The organism is Candidatus Symbiopectobacterium endolongispinus (genome assembly GCF_018777385.1).
GTDB classification, from domain to species: Bacteria; Pseudomonadota; Gammaproteobacteria; order Enterobacterales; family Enterobacteriaceae; genus Symbiopectobacterium; species Symbiopectobacterium endolongispinus.
Genome location: NZ_JAFJYB010000001.1, coordinates 595380 through 615025, shown reverse-complemented (window position 1 = coordinate 615025; position 19646 = coordinate 595380). Strand labels below are relative to the sequence as shown.

Sequence of the window (19646 nt, the reverse complement as noted above, 5' to 3'; positions counted from 1 at the left end):
AGGGTTCGGGCAGGGGAAATGTAGCCCGAGGACAGAAACGCCAAAATCGGCACTGTTTTCGGGTTTTTCGTATCGGATCACGCGATTCAAAAAATGAAATTTACCAACGAAAATGCGAGGAGCCCTCATATCCCCTACCACAATCAGGCCGTTCTCTTGACATGATGGCCGCCCGTTGCGATTTGGTTAGCTTTTCGTATTAACGAGGCATTACCTCGGAAGATCAATTGATACGATGTTTATTCGGATCAAAATTTTCGACAGCGCATCCAGAAACCATCATTGTTATTATCAAGAAAAAATTGTTCATCATGACATAGTCCTTATTTCTCTCGGCTGGAGTCGGGTCATTATATGAACTGACATATTAAGCAAACCCACCTCTCAACTCCTGCAACGTCTACCTATAACGGAGTGTGGCAAAGAAGCCACTACGTTCACACAAGCGGTGATTCATACATTAAAAAGTCAGAGGTGTTATACGCGGATAGGTAAACAGCGTCAGAATGATGCCCATCTGCGTGAGTTTGTCGGAACACGCACCGATGGATGCACCTTCGTTTTTATGCCACGACTGACGGCAAGGAATAGTAAAGGAAGCGATGGGTAAGTCCCCGGCTCTCTCAATAAAGCAGGGAACGAGATTTCAAAACGTGCAGGGATCGGTCACCGCAGCGCAAATGATATGCAGCGTTTACAGGAATTGGATGATTGTTAATAACAACAATCAAAAACGCTGCACAACAATACTTACCGCGCCCACTCCGGTTTATTCAGGATATGGTCCTGCCAATCGACAACCTCGGTTTCACGCACCGCAATGTGACGCACGGAGATGCGTTCACTGTGCATCAGCGCTTTGTTACCTGCTCGCAACGGATGCCAGCCTGGTAGGCCCTTGCCTTCGTGAATCAATCGATAAGCGCAAGTAGAAGGCAACCAGTCGAAAGAGAGCAGGTTTTCCCGCGTCAATTTGATGCAATCCGGCTCATACTCAAATCGCCGCTCATAGTTGCGGCATTGGCAGGTTTTGATGTTTAACTGATTACAGGCAACGTTGGTGAAGTAGAGTTCTTCCGTGTCTTCATCAATGAGTTTATGCAAACAGCACTGACCGCAGCCATCACACAGGGACTCCCACTCTTGATCGAACATTTCAGACAAAGTTTTTTGCTGCCAAAAATCGCGTTCGCTCATGCACAGTATCTCATCAATCTTTATGTTATCTGGCAACGCACAAACGCCCCGCCAACCAAACCTGCAACGTGCAGGAGGGGTATAACGGATTTAACGGAGTGAAGCAAGCGCTTGACCAGTTCCCAATGGGAACGGGTCAGAGAAAGATCAGATAATCCGCGTGGAGAGGCTACGATCGTTGATGGTGATGGTCAGCATATCGTCTGACATAATCGGGCCAACGCCTGCTGGGGTTCCGGTCAAGATCACATCACCCGCGCGCAGTGTGAAAAAGCGGCTCATATAAGCAATCAATGGCAGAATCGGCGTGATCATATCGCGCGTGTTGCCCTGTTGGCGGATTTCATCATTCACTTTCACGCCTAAATCCGTCTGCTGCGGATCGCCAAACTCGGCGACGGGAATAAACCACGAAATCGGGCAAGCACCATCAAACCCTTTGGCCTTTTCCCATGGGCGACCGGCTTTTTTGTACTCGGACTGAATGTCACGCAGCGTCAAATCCAGCGCGACACCGTAACCGGCAATCGCTCGCGCCACGCGCTCTTCATTCGCCTGCTTAAGCGGCGTGCCAATCAGCACCGCCAATTCAACTTCGTGATGCACCGAACCCAGGTTTTTCGGAATAGCTACCGGTTGGCGCAGATCGCACAGTGCAGTCTCAGGTTTGATAAATAGCACGGGTTCAGGGGCGACCTAGTTTCCCATTTCTTTGATGTGGTCTGCGTAGTTACTGCCGACGCAAACCACTTTATTTACCGGGAAATCGAGCAGTGCGCCCTGCCAGTCTCTGTGTTGGTACATGGATATCTCCTGCCCTGTCAGTTGAAAATCACGCTCAGATACCCAGTACATCAGGTAAACCGGTGGGTATCCATTTACGTCAGGGGTTTATTTATACGTCTCTGCGCCGATAAAACAAGCCTGTAGACAGTAATGCGGAAAAATATAAGTAAAGAATTCAACGCCAGATCATACTTTTTAAGCGCCGTTATGCATCAGCACGACGCCTGAGCTACACAATTCGGGGTGGGAAACGGTTAAGAAAAAACCGAATTTTTATCCCAAACATGGCACCACGTTATTTGCTGACGTTGTGATGAACGGATAACAAATTCTCCGGAGGCGGTGGCATTTGCAGATAAAAACCCTCCTCCTTGAGTGCCTGCTTTACTTTTTCGATGTCGGCTGACGCTAATTTTTTGCTACCATCAAGCGGTAATAGCATCACCAAATACGGTGTACCAAAACTTTTCATCAGCGCTTCCGGTACGCGGGAAAAATCGTCTTTTTTATCAACATAGAGATAGGTTTGATCGCGTTTGGCGCTTCGATAGATCACACAAAACATTTTTTTACTCGATTAGATGGGAATGTCATCTTGCCTGTATATAATTGTGACTATAACATGCTTACAGCACTCTGGAATATCATGTTGCCATGCAAATCCAGGGATTTAACAGGATGAAACTGAGTCAGGATAGATGTTACAAACGCCAATTGAGTTAAAAGGCAGCAATTTTACCTTATCGGTTGTTCATTTGTATGAGTCGCAACCTGAGGTAATTATTAAAGCATTACAGGAAAAGATTGAGCAGGCTCCAGCATTTTTAAAAAATGCGCCTGTGGTTATTAATGTTACCGCCCTGACGGAAGAAATAGACTGGTTATCTATCCAGCACGCTATTATTTCTACGGGGTTACACGTGGTGGGCGTGAGCGGTTGTAAGGACGAGGTACTTAAAAAAGCCATTATCAAAGCGGGATTGCCGCTGTTAAATGAAGGTAAGTCGCCGCGTCGGGCACCTGAGCCTATTCCCGTTGCACCAGCAATAGCCAAAACCAAAGTGATTACTACGCCGGTTCGTTCTGGCCAGCAGATTTATGCCAGAGAGGGCGACTTAATCGTACTGAGCAGCGTCAGCGCCGGTGCAGAGGTGATCGCCGATGGCAATATCCATATTTACGGCATGATTCGGGGACGAGCGCTGGCGGGCGTCTCGGGTGATGTGCAGAGCCAAATCTTCTGTACGCATCTTGCAGCCGAACTGGTATCCATCGCTGGGCGCTACTGGCTCAGTGACAAGATCCCAGCGGCCCATTTCGGGAAGGCCGTGCGTCTGAAGTTCGACCAACTCGCAAACGATTTAACCATACAACCTCTAGACTAAGCCCTTTAACAAGGAACTATTTATGGCACGCATTATTGTTATTACATCGGGTAAAGGGGGCGTTGGCAAGACTACTTCAAGCGCGGCCATTGCTACCGGTTTAGCCCAGAAAGGTAAAAAGACGGTTGTTATCGACTTCGATATTGGTTTGCGTAACCTCGATCTCATCATGGGATGCGAGCGCCGCGTGGTCTACGATTTCGTCAATGTGATTCAAGGTGATGCCACGCTGAATCAGGCATTAATCAAAGACAAGCGCACGGAAAATCTCTATATTCTGCCCGCGTCACAAACCCGTGACAAAAATGCACTAACCCGCGAAGGCGTAGAAAAAGTGTTGGATACGCTGGCAGAAATGGAGTTTGATTTTATCATCTGTGACTCCCCGGCTGGGATTGAAACGGGTGCATTGATGGCGCTCTATTTTGCCGACGAAGCCATTATTACCACCAACCCGGAAGTGTCATCGGTGCGCGACTCTGACCGCATTCTCGGCATCCTTGCCTCCAAATCACGCCGGGCTGAACGCGGTCAGGATGCGATTAAAGAGCATCTGCTGCTCACCCGTTACAATCCAGGCCGCGTTAGCCGCGGTGATATGTTAAGCATGGAAGATGTACTGGAGATCCTTCGTATTTCGCTGGTTGGCGTTATTCCCGAAGATCAGTCCGTACTGCGTGCATCAAACCAGGGGGAACCGGTGATCCTTGATATCGCTTCCGACGCAGGCAAAGCCTACGCTGACACCGTCGATCGCTTGCTGGGTGAAGATCGTCCCTACCGTTTCATTGAGGAAGAGAAAAAGAGTTTTCTTAAACACCTTTTTGGGGGATAAATTATGGCCTTACTCGACTTCTTTCTGTCCCGCAAAAAAAACACCGCGAATATTGCCAAGGAGCGGCTGCAAATTATCGTTGCGGAACGCCGCCGTGGCGACAGTGAGCCACATTATTTGCCACAGTTAAAGCTGGATATTTTGGCGGTGATCTGTAAATATGTACAGATCGACCCGGAAATGGTGACGGTTCAGTTGGAGCAAAAAGGGGATGATATCTCCGTGCTTGAACTTAACGTCACCCTGCCAGAACCGGAAGAACCCGCTAAATGAGTCCAAGGAATTAAATAACCCCCTCACCATGTGGGGGTTATTCTGCTATTACCCTTCGCGAGTCAACAAATCGCGCAGCGGCGCAGCGAACAGTTCAGCTCGCCAGCCGTTCAACATTTCAGGTACCGAACCTTCCTGAGCAAACAACTTCCAATGCCAATTCAACAAGCGGTTAATCTGACGCCGTGATGCCAGTAACTCAGCAGAAAGTCCGCTACGTTCACTCACCTGCATCACCAGAGTTTTGGTATCTTTAAACACGCGCTTATAGCCTGGGTAATCGATCAGATTCACGATCGGCGCAGGATACTGGGATTCCGGTAGCGCATTGGCCTGGGCGACAATATCGAGCAGTGTTTTACCGTGATAACGAATTTCCGGGCCGCTCAGCCCAAGAGCGCTCAACTCGCCCAACGAGGACGGCATGCAGCGCGCCACCTGAAGCAAATTTTCTTCCCTTACCACAAAGTTGACTGGGCTGTCGCGCTGGCGCGCCAGATTCAGACGCCACTGAGCAAGCAGTTGCAGGCAAGCCAGTTGCTTGCCACGCAGTTGCCAGGCGTTACCAAATTCACGATAGGCCAGTTCCGGCGCGAGGATGTCCTGTTTACGCTGACACAGTAACCGGCATTCATCCAACGCCGCGTCCAGCCATCCGGCTTCACGCGTTTCGGCCACAATCTTCTCAGCAGCCATCGGCAACAGATAGAAGACATCTGCGGCGGCATAGTCACACTGTTTCTCAGTCAACGGACGAGCCAACCAGTCGGTACGCGATTCGGTCTTATCCAACGTCACACCTTGATAATCTGCCACTAATGCAGCAAATCCATACGACAAGGGCTTACCGAGAAAGGCAGCCAAAATCTGTGTATCGATAAACGGATGCGGCAACACGCCAAACGCATTAAGAAACACCTCAAGATCTTCACTGCTGGCGTGCAGGAACTTAGTCACCAGCGCATCTTGCAACAGCGCCACAAACGGCTGCCACGCACTGATAGTGAGGGAATCGATCAGAGAGATGGTTTCACCGTCAAAAAGCTGGATAAGACCCAACTGCGGATAATAGGCGCGAGTGCGGACAAATTCGGTATCCAACGCGACCTGCGTGTGCTGACGCTCCTGCTGACAAACCTGTTCCAGGCCATTGTTATCGCTGATTAACTGATAATTCAAAACGTGTTCTCTTGTTTTAACTGTCGGCTACTGCAAAAACAACGCCGGTATAACCGGCGTTGTTAACCTTTTGCTATGATAGCCTGTCCTGCTGCGATCTGGCAGACGTTTTATTGATAAATCAGGAAACCTTTGCGACACCTTCATCGGGTGACTTTTGTTTGCCATTGTCGGCGCGTAACTCGCGACGCAGAATTTTTCCCACGTTGGATTTCGGCAATTCTTCCACAAACTCCACCAGTTTTGGCACTTTGTAGGCCGTCAGATTACGGCGGCAATGGGTGATCAATTCATCTTTGCTGAGGCTGCTGTCACGGGCCACAACGTAGGCTTTAACCGCTTCACCGCTCAGCTCGCTTTCCACACCGATCACCGCCGCCTCAGACACTTTTGGATGGCGCGCAATCACTTCCTCAATTTCTGTCGGATAAACGTTAAACCCCGACACCAGAATCATGTCTTTTTTGCGATCGATCACGCGCAGAAACCCCTCTTCATCATCTGCCGTGACAATATCGCCGGTCGCCAGCCACCCCTCTTTCAGCACCTCTTGCGTCGCGGCCGGTTGCTGCCAGTAGCCCAACATCACCTGCGGACCTTTCACCAACAGTTCTCCCGATTCACCCGGCGCTACATCGTGCCCCTCATCATTCACGATACGCACATCGGTGGACGGCACCAGTAAACCGATGCTGCCGCTGTAGTGTTTTAAATCATAGGGGTTGCCCGCTACCAGCGGCGAGATTTTGGTCAGGCCATAGCCTTCCAGCAGGTATTTTCCTGTCAACTTTTCCCACCGCTCCGCCACCGATTGCTGCACCGAGGCGCCGCCCCCCACCGACAAACGCAGCGTAGAAAAATCCAGCTCATGGAAGGCCTTGTTATTCAGCAACGCGTTAAACAAGGTGTTAACGCCCGTGACCGCCGTAAACGGGTATTTACCGAGTTCTTTCACCATCGCTGGGATATCACGCGGATTGGTGATCAGCAGGTTCTGTCCACCCAGTTCAACAAACAGCAGGCAGTTTACCGTCAACGCAAAGATGTGGTAGAGCGGCATCATGGTGACCACCAATTCATGGCGCTCTTGCAATACCGGGCCATAAGCGGCTTTCGCTTGTGCCAGGTTCGCCTGCATATTACGGTGTGTCAGCATCGCACCTTTCGACAACCCGGTGGTGCCGCCAGTGTATTGCAAAAATGCCAGATCGGCATTCACGATTTGTGGTTTGATGTACTGAAGTCGCCGCCCTTGTTGCAGTGCACTGCGAAACGAGATGGCATCCAGCAGATGGTATTTCGGCACCAGACGCTTGATGTATTTAACCACAAAGTTGACCAGCGTCCCTTTCGCGGTAGAGAGCTGATCGCCCATGCGCGTCAGGATCACATGTTTAACGTCGGTGTTATACACCACCTTTTCCAGCGTATGTGCAAAGTTGGACACAATCACAATGGCGGTTGCGCCGCTGTCTTTCAACTGATGTTCCAGTTCACGCGGGGTACAAAGCGGATTGACGTTAACCACCACCAGGCCGGCGCGCAAAATGCCAAACAACGCGACCGGATATTGCAACAGGTTCGGCATCATCAGTGCCACGCGGTCGCCCTTTTGCAGATGGAGTTGGTTTTGCAAATAGGCGGCAAACGCGCGGCTACGCTCTTCCAACTTGCGGAAAGTCATTACCTCGCCCATGTTAATAAATGCAGATAGGTCTGCATATCGGGCAACTGCATTTTCAAAAAGATCGACCAACGACGTATAGTTATCCGGATTAATTTCGGCGGGCACGTTTGCCGGATAACGCGTTAACCAGATTTTCTCCAAGGTATTTTTTTAGTGGCATGATGATTCTCCCACCGCTCGTTTAATTAACATTATTTTAACTCAGTTCACCAGTTGCTGCTGAGACAATATCGAGGTTGAGAGTTCGATCACGCCTTATTGTTAATCATATGTATCAAAAAATGAGGCGACCTGCGTCGCCTCGTTGTTCTCCGTTTTTCTAAGAGAAAAAAACCGTCATTTATTGCGTCACGATGGTCTCGATACGTGCCGGGCCCCAGTCATTGCCAAAGCCCCAACCCCGCCGGTAACGCCAATCCCACCCCCACTGGATCAGCCGCGCAGGCGGTAAGATGACCTGCTGCGTTTCACTCCAGCGTTGATAACCCGTCACATTGATCACCACAAAGCGATAAGGCCTGCTGCCTATCTGACCTTGCTCCATTTCCGCGACCGAACCCACAACCGTCACCAGTCGCCCCTGAAAATCGAGAGGTTCAAGGAAGCCTTTGACGTTGGCAATAAATCGTCCTTCAGAAACGCTCTCCAACTGGGGCCGCGCCCAGCGATCCAGCGGTAGGCTGACAATCACCAATCGGGTTTTATCATTTTCGTTATGAACGGCCACAACGCGACCGCCGAGACGCGCCTCCTGACCCAAGGCCATCTGCGGCATCAACGTGATTTGCGACAAACGGTCGTACGGTCTTTCTGAACTACTCTAGATGGATTCAGGAATCGAAGAACAGCCTGCCAGCAACAGTGCCAGCACCGCGAACGTCACCTGTTTTGACCAATAAGAAATCGCCATAATACTGATCCCTTTGCCATTACCTACTCATTAGAGTAGGCAGTAATGCAATAAGTTGCGCGATTATCAGGCGCGACCGGGTAATTTTTTCCAGGTGATATTGTTGCGCAGATAACGCGGCAAGGCATCGGCGACGGCGACCGCGTTACCTGACTGCCACTGATGACAGGCCAGCGGCAGCATATCCTGCGCCTGTGGCAGCAGCATATCGCCCGGCGTCAGAGCGATCTCCGCGTGGGCAGCCAGTGTCGGATACGCCTCCCACCCGGTTCCAACAGTCGCCCACTCACCACGCAGCGATAGGGTTCGCTCCAGTACCTGCTGTGGCGTCAGCACGGCTTCATGTTCGTCGCCCTGCCAGTTACCGTAAACATCACGCTTATACTCGGCCCAATAGACCTCCCCCATTCGGGCGTCAATCGCCGCCAGAACGCGCGTTGCACCTGTGCGACGCCAGGCCCCCTGCGCCATCGTGGCGAGCGTGGAGATACCCAGCATCGGCAAATCTGCGCCTAACGCCAGCCCCTGAGCAATACCAATACCGATTCGTACACCGGTAAAACTGCCGGGACCTTGACCAAATGCCAGCGCATCCAGACTGTTCAACGCCACACCGGTTTCAGCCAGCACCTGTTGCACCATCGGCAACACGCGTTGGGTATGCTCACGTGGACATACTTCATACAGGGAGAAAACTTGACCATCATTCCAGAGTGCAACGGAACAGGCTTCCGTCGCAGTATCGAGCGCTAAAATTCGCGTAGACATGCCGACCTCAGGCAGGGAAACAAAAATAACGCGGCGTAGCATAGCACACCGCGAATGGAATTACTCCGAGGCATCACAACGCCTCGGTGCGGTAAAGAAAACGGATCGCTTGAGTCAGATCGCGCGTGCGAGCAGCTGGCGGCAGGCTTTGCAGAAAGGTTTTGCCGTAAGGACGCATCACCAGACGGTTATCGCATATAACGATAACGCCGCGATCGTCCACATCGCGAATCAAACGCCCCACCCCTTGTTTCAGGGTGATGACCGCATCGGGCAGTTGTACTTCGTCAAACGGAGCGCCGCCGCGCAGGCGGCAATCTTCGATACGCGCTTTCAGCAGCGGGTCATCTGGCGAGGTAAACGGCAGTTTATCGATAATCACACAAGAGAGCGCATCACCGCGCACATCCACCCCTTCCCAGAAGCTGCTGGTCGCCACCAGCAACGCATTCCCCGCAGAGACAAACTGCGCTAACAGTTGTGCCTTGCTGGTTTCGCCCTGAAGCAACACGGGCAATGTCAGTGAGGCACGGAACTCTGCGGCCAGATCGCGCATCATTTGGTGCGAAGTACACAACATAAAGCAACGCCCGCGATTCGCCTCGATGAGAGGACGCAACTGAGTGGCCAACCGTTGTGCCGCACCCCGTTGCTGCAATTCCGGCAGAAAACGTGGCACGCAAAGCAGCGTCTGCTGCGCATAATCAAACGGGCTCGGCAGCAACATAGATTGCGCATGGTCCAATCCCAAGCGCTCGGTAAAATGCTCGACCCGGTCGTTAACCGACAGCGTCGCCGAGGTAAAGATCCATGCGGCCTTCTTCTCTTGCATCAGCTCACGAAAACGGTCCGCCACGGAGAGCGGTGTCAGCGCCAACACAAAATGCCGCGCATTGCATTCATACCAATAGCTGTAACCGGCCTGTTGCACATCCTGTAGCCGTTTGAGACGGGCGCGATACAGGGTCGCGCGTTCAAAGGCGGCATCCAGCAACGCCGAGCGCCCGAGCGACAGTTTGGCAACGTCATAGCAGAGTTCAAGCGCATCATCGAGCAACAGCAGCGCGCGTTGCAGCGAGGGTTGCGCCAACACATCACGCAGGTTGCCGCGAAAACCGGGATCACCCAGTGCCAGCCGAAAATCCTGTGTGCTTTGTGATAAGCGATCGGCGGATTTTTGCAGTTGAGCCGCATCGCGCACTTCGGTGCGATACGCGATAATGATATCTTTCGCCAGATCGAGCAATTGACGACTGGTGAGTTGCTGACCAAAGTAGTGACTGGCGATATCGGGGATCTGATGTGCTTCATCGAAAATAACCACATCGCTATCCGGGATAAGCTCAGCAAATCCGCTCTCTTTGACCACCATATCGGCCAGATAGAGGTGATGGTTAACCACCACGACATCGGATTCCATCGCCTTACGCCGCGCTTTGACCACGAAGCATTCTTTATAATGTGGGCAATTGCTCCCCAGACAGTTGTCATTGGTGCTGGTGACTAACGGCCACACCGCACTATCCTCCGCCACGTCGGTGCAGGTACTGATGTCACCATCTACCGTGGCCGATGACCATCCCCGCAAACGTATTAGTTCGCTCAGCGCTTCACCGCTCAGATCGCCTCCAGCCAGTGATTGTTGCTCCAGCCACTCGATACACAGATAGTTCGATCGGCCTTTGAGTAACGCGACCTGCCCGGTGTAACCCAAGGCGGTGGCGATGCGCGGTAAATCACGTGAAAAAAGCTGGTCCTGAAGGGCTTTCGAACCGGTGGAGACAATGACCTTGCGTTCAGAACGCAGCGCCGGAACCAGATAGGCATAGGTTTTGCCGGTACCGGTGCCCGCTTCCACCACCAGTGCGTGTTGTTCGACAATGGCGCGCTCTACCGCAGCAGCCATATCACGCTGAGGTTCACGCGGTTTAAAACCGTCAATGGCTCGCGCCAAGGTGCCTTCGGGAGAAAAATCGTCCTGTACGGAATGTTTTGTCACACACGCTCTCTATTTGTCACTGCCCAATTACCACAACCAAAACCGGAAGGGATGCGGTGAAGCTATTGTTCAATTATGCCCTGTGTCCGCCCCGGCAGCCACCTTGCATCGCGATCACATCGCCTCACCCCACAGAATCATGGTAGGCTGCAAAACGATTTTTATCTTTTAGGATTGATGCAGGGAGACAACCAATGACAGACATTATCAGAATTCAACCAGAAGCCCGCTGGTCCGATGCCGTAATTCATAACGGCACCCTTTACTACACCAGCGTGCTGGAGAATCTGGATGCCGATGCTCAGGCGCAAACCGAAAGCACCCTGGCACAGCTTGATGCCATCCTGAGTCAGAATGGTTCAGACAAAACGCGTCTGCTGGATGTGACGATTTTCCTTGCTGACGCAGCAGACTTTAGCGCCATGAATGCCGCCTGGGATGCTTGGGTGGTGGCAGGCCCGGCGCCGGTACGCTGTACCGTAGAAGCGCGTCTGATGAACCCGAAATATAAAGTGGGAATCAAGGCCATCGCCGCGCTGTAGTGCATTCTGAAAGTCGTCCGCTGAGCGCCTGCGTTAGGGCTTATTCATCCTCGTCACTTTCATCATAAGTGACCGTGTCACTTCTATATTGCCGCCGTAAGTCAGCGGCAACCAATGCGATGGCCTCTCCACTGCTCATACCTTGCGCCATCAGCGATTGAATACGTTCAACCGCGTCTTGCTGCTGCGAGTGGGTTAAGGGGGGCATATCATTAAACATTCAGTCAGCTTCCTTATACGCCGTGGGCGAATTGTGCTAGGCTGACGCACTGGCGTGACCTATAAGCACGCATCATAACGCTAACAACGATATTAATCAGCACCTGCACAATGACATAACAACGATGGATTCTCGTTTACCTGATTTTCATAGACTGCCTTATCAGCCGGATGCCCTGCTGCATCTGTTTGCCAGATTCTCTCATCAGCCATGGGCCATGCTGCTGCACTCCGGTTTTGCCGTTCACCAGCACAACCGTTTCGATATCATGGTGGCCGACCCGGTAGCAACGTTAACCACTCAGGGCGATGAGACGCTCATCACGCGCGCGGACGGCACAGAGCGCTCCACACAAGATCCATTCTTGTTGGTGCGCCAGACAATGACGCTGGCCGGGATCGCCGCACACACGCATCCCGATATGCCTTTTCAGGGCGGTGTACTCGGCTTGTTTGGTTACGATCTCGGACGACGCATCGAAACGCTTCCATCACAGGCAAAGCAAGATATCCACCTGCCGGACATGGCAGTGGGCATCTACGACTGGGCGCTGATCGCCGACCACCAGCTGCAGACGCTTATGCTGGTAACCTATGGTAACCATGAAGCGCGGCTGGCCTGGTTATCCGCACCGCCAGATGTAACTTCCCTTGGCTATTTCCAACTGACTACCCCGTGGCAGTCCAATATGACACGGGATGAATACGGCATCCGCTTCCAACACATTCAAGCCTATCTGCGCGGGGGGGATTGCTATCAGGTCAACCTGGCACAGCGCTTCAGCGCAGGTTATCGCGGTGATGAATGGCAGGCTTTTCTCTCGCTTTCTGATGCCAATCGAGCCCCGTTTTCTGCGTTTATCCGCTTGCCGGAGCATTGCGTCATCAGCGTATCGCCAGAGCGTTTCTTGCAGCTACAAAATCAGCGCATTGAAACGCGCCCCATCAAGGGGACACTGCCGCGCGCTGCCGATCCACAGGAAGATGCGCGCCGCGTCAAGGCGCTTGCAGTCTCGCAGAAAGATCGCGCAGAGAATTTAATGATTGTCGACCTGCTGCGTAATGATATTGGCCGCGTTGCCGTACCCGGAAGCGTGCTGGTGCCTGTGCTGTTTCACGTTGAGCCGTTTCCGGCGGTGCACCATCTGGTCAGCACCATTGAGGCAAGGCTACCGGAAAACAGCCATGCCACGGATTTGCTGCGCGCCTGTTTTCCCGGTGGCTCCATCACCGGTGCGCCCAAAATTCGCGCCATGGAGATTATCGAAGAGCTGGAACCGCATCGCCGCAACGCCTATTGTGGCAGCATTGGCTATATCAGCGTCTGTGGCACCATGGATACCAGCATTACCATTCGCACGCTGATTGCAGAACAGGGGCAACTTCACTGCTGGGCGGGCGGTGGTATCGTGGCAGACAGCGAGGAGCAGGCGGAATACCAGGAAACCCTGGATAAACTGGGCCGAATTCTTCCCCTACTAAACACGGCGCACAGGTTATGAGTACAGTAATTCAGCCAGTTACCTTTCCATTCCCCCGCTGACTGACGACTTATCGAACTTCGTCACGCGCTTTCAGTTGCAGCGTGCACCGCAGGCCAAACCGGTGCGCCAAGTGCGTAAAGCGGCTGTGCTGGTGCCGATTGTGTGCCACTTCGATGCTCCGACGCTATTACTGACCCGGCGCGCCAGCACACTGCGCAAGCATGCCGGGCAAGTTGCCTTCCCCGGAGGTGCTGCAGACAGTAGCGACGCCAGCTTGATCGCCACGGCATTGCGCGAAGCCCAAGAGGAAGTGTCTATTGCCCATGAGGTTGTGACGGTGTTAGGCACCCTGTCGCCACTGGACAGTGTCAGCGGCTTTCAGGTCACGCCCGTGGTTGGGCTGTTACCGGCCAATATTCGCGTTGCGCCCAATGCGGATGAGGTGGCAGAACTGTTTGAAATGCCGTTGACCGATGCGTTTTCGCTGGCGCGCTACTATCCGCTGGATATTGAGCGACAGCGCCAAACGCACCGCGTTTATCTTTCCTGGTATCGGCAACAGTTTGTCTGGGGGCTGACTGCCGCCATCATTCGCCAGCTTGCTCTTCAAGTCTCCGCCTCAACCGACTGAAATGTAGCATTTTATTCTGATTATTCCCTGCGCGGACATTAACCACATATAAACAGTGGCATTTCTATTCCCTTGATTATCCTTGTCAAACGCAAGTGTGATGCGGATCTGCTATAAGTTATCTTCACCTGGTGCATAAGTTTTTTCATGTGAAAAGTCCACTCCTGCCATATAAACCCAACTACAATAGCGCGATCCAAGGAGTATTATTCTAAATCTGCGCTTTCGAGGAGCTTTCGCTTGATAAGCGTTTTCGACATGTTCAAGATCGGTATTGGCCCTTCAAGCTCTCATACGGTTGGACCGATGAAAGCCGGTAAGCAATTTGTCGATGATTTGATTGAACTGGGTAAGCTTGGCGATGTTACCCGCATCGCCGTTGACGTCTATGGCTCGCTCTCCCTGACCGGGAAAGGGCACCATACCGATATCGCCATCATTATGGGACTGGCGGGCAACATGCCCGATACCATCGCCATCGATGCCATTCCGGGATTTATCCGCGACGTGGAACAGCGCGAACGCTTGCTGCTGGCAAACGGTCAGCATGAAGTGGATTTTCCGCTGCACGGCGGCATGAATTTTCGCAGTGAAAATCTCTCCCTGCACGAGAATGGCATGACGATCACCGCTTTTGGCGGCGACCTCCCTCTGTATCGCAACACCTATTACTCCATCGGCGGTGGATTTATCGTTGATGAAGCCCACTTTTGACAAAGCAGCGCAGGTGTCGTTCAGGTGCCATTTCCCTTCCACTCGGCAAAAGAGATGCTGGTGCACTGTAAACAGCACGGTCTGTCCCTTTCCGGGTTGGTGATGCGCAATGAGTTGGCGCTACACAGTCGGGATGAGATTGAGCGCTACTTCGCTGATGTATGGCAAACCATGCATGCCTGCATCGAGCGCGGTATCAATACCGAATGGGTGCTGCCCGGCCCGCTGCGCGTACCGCGCCGCGCCTCAGCGCTGCGTCGTATTCTGGGAGCCGCAGGCAAACACTACAACGATCTGATGGACGTGGTCGATTGGGTTAACATGTTCGCACTCGCCGTGAATGAAGAAAACGCCGCTGGCGGCCGCGTCGTGACAGCGCCGACCAACGGAGCTTGCGGGATCGTTCCGGCGGTATTGGCTTATTACGATCACTTTATTGAGCCGATCACCACCGACATTGCCCTGCGTTACTTCCTCGCCGCCGGGGCGATTGGCATACTGTACAAGATGAATGCCTCGATCTCCGGCGCGGAAGTTGGCTGTCAGGGTGAAGTCGGTGTGGCCTGTTCCATGGCGGCAGCAGGCCTGGCGGAATTACTCGGAGCCAGTAAGGAGCAAGTATGCGTTGCCGCTGAAATTGGTATGGAGCACAACCTCGGTCTCACTTGCGATCCTGTCGCGGGTCAGGTTTAGGTACCGTGCATTGAGCGCAATGCCATCGCCTCGGTGAAAGCCATCAATGCAACTCGCATGGCCATGCGTCGCACCAGCGAACCGCGCGTATCGCTCGATAAAGTGATTGAAACCATGTACGAAACAGGTAAAGACATGAATGCCAAATACCGCGAAACCTCGCGTGGTGGTTTGGCCGTGAAAGTACAATGTGATTAACAGCGCATACGCCCACCGTCATTCCTGCCCACCTCCGTCATCCCCGGAGAAAGCCGGGAATCTCTTGCCGAAGAAAAGCACTTTTTCTCGCAGAGATTCCCGGCTTTCTCCGGGGATGACGGGGGAAAAGTTACAGAGTCAGAAGCAAAGATTACTCTTCTTCATCCGCATAAGGATCGGCCAAACGCGTCACCCGCACCAGTTCGATTTGGTATTCCGATACGGCCATGATCTCAAAACGGAAGTGATGCAGTTCAATCACTTCGCCCACCTTGGGAATGTCATTGCTGTGTGCCAGCAACAACCACGCCAACGACGCATATTCCTCTTTCGGATCGACCAGTTTATGGCTGTCCAGCACCTGTTGCAACGTGTGCAAATCGGTACCGCCTTTCACCAACCAGCCGCCCTCTTCGACCACAATATCCGGCGTTTCATCTTCATCCAGGAATTCACCGGCAATCGCTTCCAGAATATCCAACGGCGTCACCAACCCCCGTACCACACCAAACTCGTTGGTGACGACAACCAGACTGCCCTTGGCACGGCGCAGTACCGGTAGCAGATTGATAGCATCCAGCGTATACGGCACCACCAGCGGCGGTGTGGCAGCAGCAAAGCTCTACTACATCCACACCGTTATCCAGCGCCACCAGCAATTCTTTGGCGCGCACCACACCGACCAACTCATCCAGAGAACCACGGCAAACTGGGAACAGGCTGTGCGGCGTATCCAGTAATTGCACGCGAATATCGTCAATCGAGCGTCCACTGTCCACCCAGGAAATCTCGGTACGCGGCGTCATCACACTGCGCAGCGAGCGCTATGCCAGCGTCAATACACCGCTGATCATGTAGCGTTCTTCTTATGCGAAGGTTTCCATGGCAGGAGATGCTGGTTTGGCTTCTTCATCGTCCGTGGCTTTACGCGACCCCATCAAACGCAGGATCGCTTCGGCAGTCCGCTCGCGCATCGGGCGACGCGACTGGTGTTTGATGAAATTGCGGCGCGCAATCTGGTTAAACAGCTCAATGAGAATCGAGAAACCGATCGCAGCGTACAGGTAACCTTTCGGAATATGAAAACCGAAGCCTTCCGCCATCAAGCTCAAACCGATCATCAGCAAGAAACTAAGGCAGGGTACTATCACCGTCTGGTGGGTATTGACGAAGTTCATGAGTGGCTTGGATGCCAGCAGCATCACCGCCATCATCATCACACGCCGATATGGTTAACCATACCAACAGCCGTGATCACCGCATCCAGTACGACAATCTGTGCGACAACCGCCCAGAAACTGGCGTGAACCTTGGGCCCGTTATGCTCATGCGGCCGATTTTCCAGCCGTTCATGCAGTTCCGTGGTGGCTTTGAATAGCAAAAATAGCCCCCGCCAGCAAGATCATATCGCGCGCGGAGAAACCGTAACCAGCGATAGTGATCAGTGGGTTGGTCAGTTTCACCATCCATGAAATCAGAGACAACAGTCCCAGACGCATCAAGAGCGCCAGCGAGAGGCCGATGACACGGGCCTTGTCGCGCTGCTTCGGCGGCAACTTATCCGCCAGAATGGCGATGAACACCAAGTTATCGATGCCCAGAACGATTTCCAACACTACCAGCGTCAACAGGCCCGCCCAGATTGAGGGATCTAGCAAAAATTCCATGTCAGACTCCAGAAATGGTGCAAGCAGACAGCATCAACACCGTCGGTGTGATGTGGCGCAGCATAGGGGAAACAGCAAGAGAAGAAATACCGCCCTGGCGGCTATCGATAAATGGGTGACCCATCAGGTTAGCCCCAGAAACAGCACCGGCGCAGACCGGCTGGGATAAGAAAGGATTGTCGGTGACGGTCCATATAGAGTAGGTCGAAACCCTGTGCTCCTAAGCAATTAAACAAGAGGCTACTCTAGCAGGTTGTTTCGAATTTTTACAAAGATTTCTTTGCTACCAAAAAACGCCAATATGCAACGTTTCTTAACATGCCCGTGATATTGTTCTCAATCACATAAAAAACGACGTTTTAACCAGCAAATATGTAAGCAACGTCACACTATTTATTTTTTCAGTGGGTAAAATAAATCGGACATTACACCTATGATGGGGAGCCTGAATCGTTCCATAGCATATAACGCTACAGCACATCCTTTTTATTCTTTTGTGATTCTTGAGTAAAAACTTACTTTCATACTGATATCACTTCGGTTAATTGCCTTCCCCCTTAACCGGATGCATTGAGTATCTTAAATAGAATGAGGAGGTAGCAAGTGAGTATTGCAATTATGTTGTGCACTCACGGATCCACCGCCGGGCCACTGCTGAAAACAGCGGAAATGATTCTGGGTGAACAAAGTAACGTTGCCTGGATTGATTTCGTTCCCGGTGAAAATGCGGAAACGTTAATTGAGAAATATCAGGCTAAGCTCGAAACGTTGGATACGTCGCTTGGCGTGCTGTTTCTTGTTGATACCTGGGGCGGCAGCCCGTTCAATGCCGCCAGCCGTCTGGTCACGGATAAGGCCAACCATGACGTGATTGCCGGGGTGAATATCCCAATGCTGGCAGAAACGTTTATGGCACGCGACGATAACCCTAGCTTCGAGGAGTTGATAGCCATCGCGCTTGAAGCGGGTCGCGCAGGCGTGAAAGAGCTGAAAGCCGCTGAACTGGCACCTGCCGCCAAACCGGTGGCTAAAGCTGTTGCCCCCGCGCAGGTTTGCCCCGGCGGGCATATGAAGATTGACCTCGCGCGTATTGATGACCGCTTGATTCACGGTCAGGTAGCAACCCGCTGGACCAAAGAGACCAATGTCAGCCGCATTATCGTCGTAAGTGACGAAGTTGCTGCCGATAACGTGCGCAAAACGTTGTTGACACAGGTTGCCCCTCCCGGTGTAACCGCCCACGTGGTAGACGTTGCCAAAGCGATCCGGGTATATGAAAACCCGAAATACGCCAACGACCGCGTGATGCTGCTGTTCACTAATCCCACCGATGTGCAGCGTCTGGTTGAGAATGGCGTTGAAATCACCTCCGTGAACATCGGCGGCATGGCGTATCGTCAAGGTAAAACTCAGGTCAATAACGCCATCTCCATTGATGCCAAAGATATCGAAGCCTTCAAGGCGTTGGATGCGCGCGGCATTGAACTGGAAGTCAGAAAGGTATCAACCGATTCAAAACTTAAAATGATGGATCTGATAGCCAAGGTAAATAGCTAGCCTGGCAACGACAGTTGCATTGTGCCCCTCGGCACGTTAATGCGCTGTCTCGACTATGTTTATTTTGACCATGTTTACTCAGACAGTTTTCTCATAGGAGAAGTACAATGGAGATAACAACACTTCAACTTGTGCTGATATTTCTCGTCTCATGCGTCTCGGGGATGGGGTCTATTCTCGATGAATTCCAGTTTCACCGCCCTCTGGTCGCCTGTACATTGATTGGCGCCGTGCTCGGTGATTTGCAAACCGGGATCATCATCGGCGGGACCCTGGAAATGATCGCGCTGGGATGGATGAATATCGGTGCTGCTGTAGCACCTGATGCTGCACTCGCGTCCATCATCTCTACCATTCTGGTTATCGCCGGTGGTCAGGGCGTTGGGGCCGGTATTGCGCTGGCTATCCCGCTTGCCGCCGCAGGCCAGGTATTGACCATTATCGTTCGTACCATCACCGTGGCCTCCCAACACGCCGCTGACAGCGCAGCGGAACGCGGTAATTTAAGCGCCATCAGTTGGATTCACGTTTCTGCCCTGCTGTTGCAGGCGATGCGTATCGCCATTCCGGCGCTGATTGTGGCCGTGTCCGTCGGTACGGAAGCGGCTCACACACTGCTGAACTCCATCCCTGAGGTGGTGACCAACGGGCTGAATATTGCAGGTGGTATGATCGTTGTGGTTGGTTATGCGATGGTTATCAACATGATGCGTGCTGGCTACCTGATGCCGTTCTTCTATCTTGGCTTCGTTACTGCCGCCTTCACCCAGTTCAACCTGGTTGCGCTGGGGGTTATCGGTATTGTCATGGCGATCATGTACATCCAGTTAAGTCCGAAATACAACAAGGCGCAGTGGCAACCCGCCAGCGCATCGGGCAGCAACGATCTTGATAACGAACTGGACTAACGGGGGTGAAAGAA

17 protein-coding genes and 3 pseudogenes are annotated in these 19646 nt (G+C 52.5%); 9 read left to right on the top strand and 11 right to left on the bottom strand.

The features are described from left to right. Positions 1-750: 750 nt before the first annotated feature. The 3 genes and pseudogenes from ycgN to JZM30_RS03140 form a co-directional block, all read right to left on the bottom strand. A complete protein-coding gene (gene ycgN, locus JZM30_RS03150; protein WP_252317543.1) occupies positions 751-1197 on the bottom strand; it encodes a cysteine cluster protein YcgN in 447 nt (148 codons plus the stop codon). Positions 1198-1344: 147 nt separating this feature from the next. Beyond that, positions 1345-2001: pseudogene (locus JZM30_RS03145) on the bottom strand (fumarylacetoacetate hydrolase family protein). A 277-nt stretch (positions 2002-2278) separates the two neighbouring features. Beyond that, positions 2279-2548 (bottom strand): YcgL domain-containing protein, encoded by a 270-nt coding sequence (locus tag JZM30_RS03140; RefSeq protein WP_252317542.1) that lies wholly within the window; start codon positions 2546-2548, stop codon positions 2279-2281. 133 nt (positions 2549-2681) lie between these two features. Between JZM30_RS03140 and minC the strand changes: the two genes are divergently transcribed. From minC to minE, 3 genes are read left to right on the top strand one after another with little or no spacing between them, the layout of a single operon-like run. Next, a complete protein-coding gene (minC, locus tag JZM30_RS03135; protein WP_252317541.1) occupies positions 2682-3368 on the top strand; it encodes a septum site-determining protein MinC in 687 nt (228 codons plus the stop codon). A gap of 22 nt (positions 3369-3390) precedes the next feature. Next, the gene (gene minD / locus JZM30_RS03130; protein WP_252317540.1) at positions 3391-4203 is read left to right on the top strand and encodes a septum site-determining protein MinD; all 813 of its coding nucleotides are present in this window, start codon (positions 3391-3393) and stop codon (positions 4201-4203) included. A 3-nt stretch (positions 4204-4206) separates the two neighbouring features. Next, positions 4207-4476 (top strand): cell division topological specificity factor MinE, encoded by a 270-nt coding sequence (gene minE / locus JZM30_RS03125; protein WP_252317539.1) that lies wholly within the window; start codon positions 4207-4209, stop codon positions 4474-4476. Between the two features lie 48 nt (positions 4477-4524). Here minE and rnd read toward each other — a convergent pair whose 3' ends face one another. The 5 genes from rnd to yoaA all read right to left on the bottom strand — a co-directional run bounded on the left by rnd (position 4525) and on the right by yoaA (position 11019). Next, positions 4525-5655 carry a ribonuclease D gene (gene rnd, locus JZM30_RS03120; RefSeq protein WP_252317537.1) on the bottom strand — a complete coding sequence of 377 codons (1131 nt, stop codon included), beginning with the start codon at positions 5653-5655 and terminating at the stop codon, positions 4525-4527. A gap of 121 nt (positions 5656-5776) precedes the next feature. Beyond that, positions 5777-7483 (bottom strand): long-chain-fatty-acid--CoA ligase FadD, encoded by a 1707-nt coding sequence (gene fadD, locus JZM30_RS03115; protein ID WP_252317536.1) that lies wholly within the window; start codon positions 7481-7483, stop codon positions 5777-5779. A gap of 199 nt (positions 7484-7682) precedes the next feature. Beyond that, positions 7683-8135 carry a Slp family lipoprotein gene (locus JZM30_RS03110; RefSeq protein ID WP_252317535.1) on the bottom strand — a complete coding sequence of 151 codons (453 nt, stop codon included), beginning with the start codon at positions 8133-8135 and terminating at the stop codon, positions 7683-7685. 183 nt (positions 8136-8318) lie between these two features. Further along, the gene (tsaB, locus tag JZM30_RS03105) at positions 8319-9020 is read right to left on the bottom strand and encodes a tRNA (adenosine(37)-N6)-threonylcarbamoyltransferase complex dimerization subunit type 1 TsaB (protein ID WP_252317534.1); all 702 of its coding nucleotides are present in this window, start codon (positions 9018-9020) and stop codon (positions 8319-8321) included. A 73-nt stretch (positions 9021-9093) separates the two neighbouring features. Further along, positions 9094-11019 (bottom strand): DNA repair helicase YoaA, encoded by a 1926-nt coding sequence (gene yoaA, locus JZM30_RS03100; RefSeq protein ID WP_252317533.1) that lies wholly within the window; start codon positions 11017-11019, stop codon positions 9094-9096. A gap of 194 nt (positions 11020-11213) precedes the next feature. On the opposite strand from yoaA, the gene JZM30_RS03095 reads away from it, so the two are divergent. Next, entirely contained in the window at positions 11214-11561 is a 348-nt protein-coding gene (locus tag JZM30_RS03095; protein ID WP_252317532.1) for a RidA family protein, read from the top strand. A 40-nt stretch (positions 11562-11601) separates the two neighbouring features. On the opposite strand, the gene JZM30_RS03090 is transcribed toward JZM30_RS03095, so the two are convergent. Further along, positions 11602-11781, bottom strand: coding sequence for a YoaH family protein (locus JZM30_RS03090; RefSeq protein ID WP_252317531.1), 180 nt, complete (start codon positions 11779-11781; stop codon positions 11602-11604). A 124-nt stretch (positions 11782-11905) separates the two neighbouring features. Here JZM30_RS03090 and pabB point away from each other — a divergent pair, with 124 nt between their 5' ends. From pabB to JZM30_RS03075, 3 genes and pseudogenes are all read left to right on the top strand, one after another. Then, a complete protein-coding gene (pabB, locus tag JZM30_RS03085; protein WP_252317530.1) occupies positions 11906-13282 on the top strand; it encodes an aminodeoxychorismate synthase component 1 in 1377 nt (458 codons plus the stop codon). Positions 13283-13310: 28 nt separating this feature from the next. Beyond that, positions 13311-13895 (top strand): CoA pyrophosphatase, encoded by a 585-nt coding sequence (locus JZM30_RS03080; protein ID WP_252317980.1) that lies wholly within the window; start codon positions 13311-13313, stop codon positions 13893-13895. 240 nt (positions 13896-14135) lie between these two features. Further along, positions 14136-15500 (top strand): annotated as a pseudogene (locus tag JZM30_RS03075) (L-serine ammonia-lyase). 151 nt (positions 15501-15651) lie between these two features. Here the strand turns inward: JZM30_RS03075 and JZM30_RS03070 are convergent. Both JZM30_RS03070 and JZM30_RS23480 read right to left on the bottom strand, forming a co-directional pair. Then, positions 15652-17167: pseudogene (locus JZM30_RS03070) on the bottom strand (TerC family protein). Position 17168: 1 nt separating this feature from the next. Then, the gene (locus JZM30_RS23480; protein WP_286673427.1) at positions 17169-17291 is read right to left on the bottom strand and encodes a hypothetical protein; all 123 of its coding nucleotides are present in this window, start codon (positions 17289-17291) and stop codon (positions 17169-17171) included. Between the two features lie 479 nt (positions 17292-17770). Between JZM30_RS23480 and manX the strand changes: the two genes are divergently transcribed. Both manX and JZM30_RS03060 read left to right on the top strand, forming a co-directional pair. Beyond that, positions 17771-18724 (top strand): PTS mannose transporter subunit IIAB, encoded by a 954-nt coding sequence (gene manX, locus JZM30_RS03065; protein ID WP_252317529.1) that lies wholly within the window; start codon positions 17771-17773, stop codon positions 18722-18724. Between the two features lie 107 nt (positions 18725-18831). Continuing rightward, on the top strand, positions 18832-19632 hold the full coding sequence (locus JZM30_RS03060) for a PTS mannose/fructose/sorbose transporter subunit IIC (RefSeq protein ID WP_252317528.1): 801 nt from the start codon (positions 18832-18834) through the stop codon (positions 19630-19632). Positions 19633-19646: the final 14 nt, after the last annotated feature.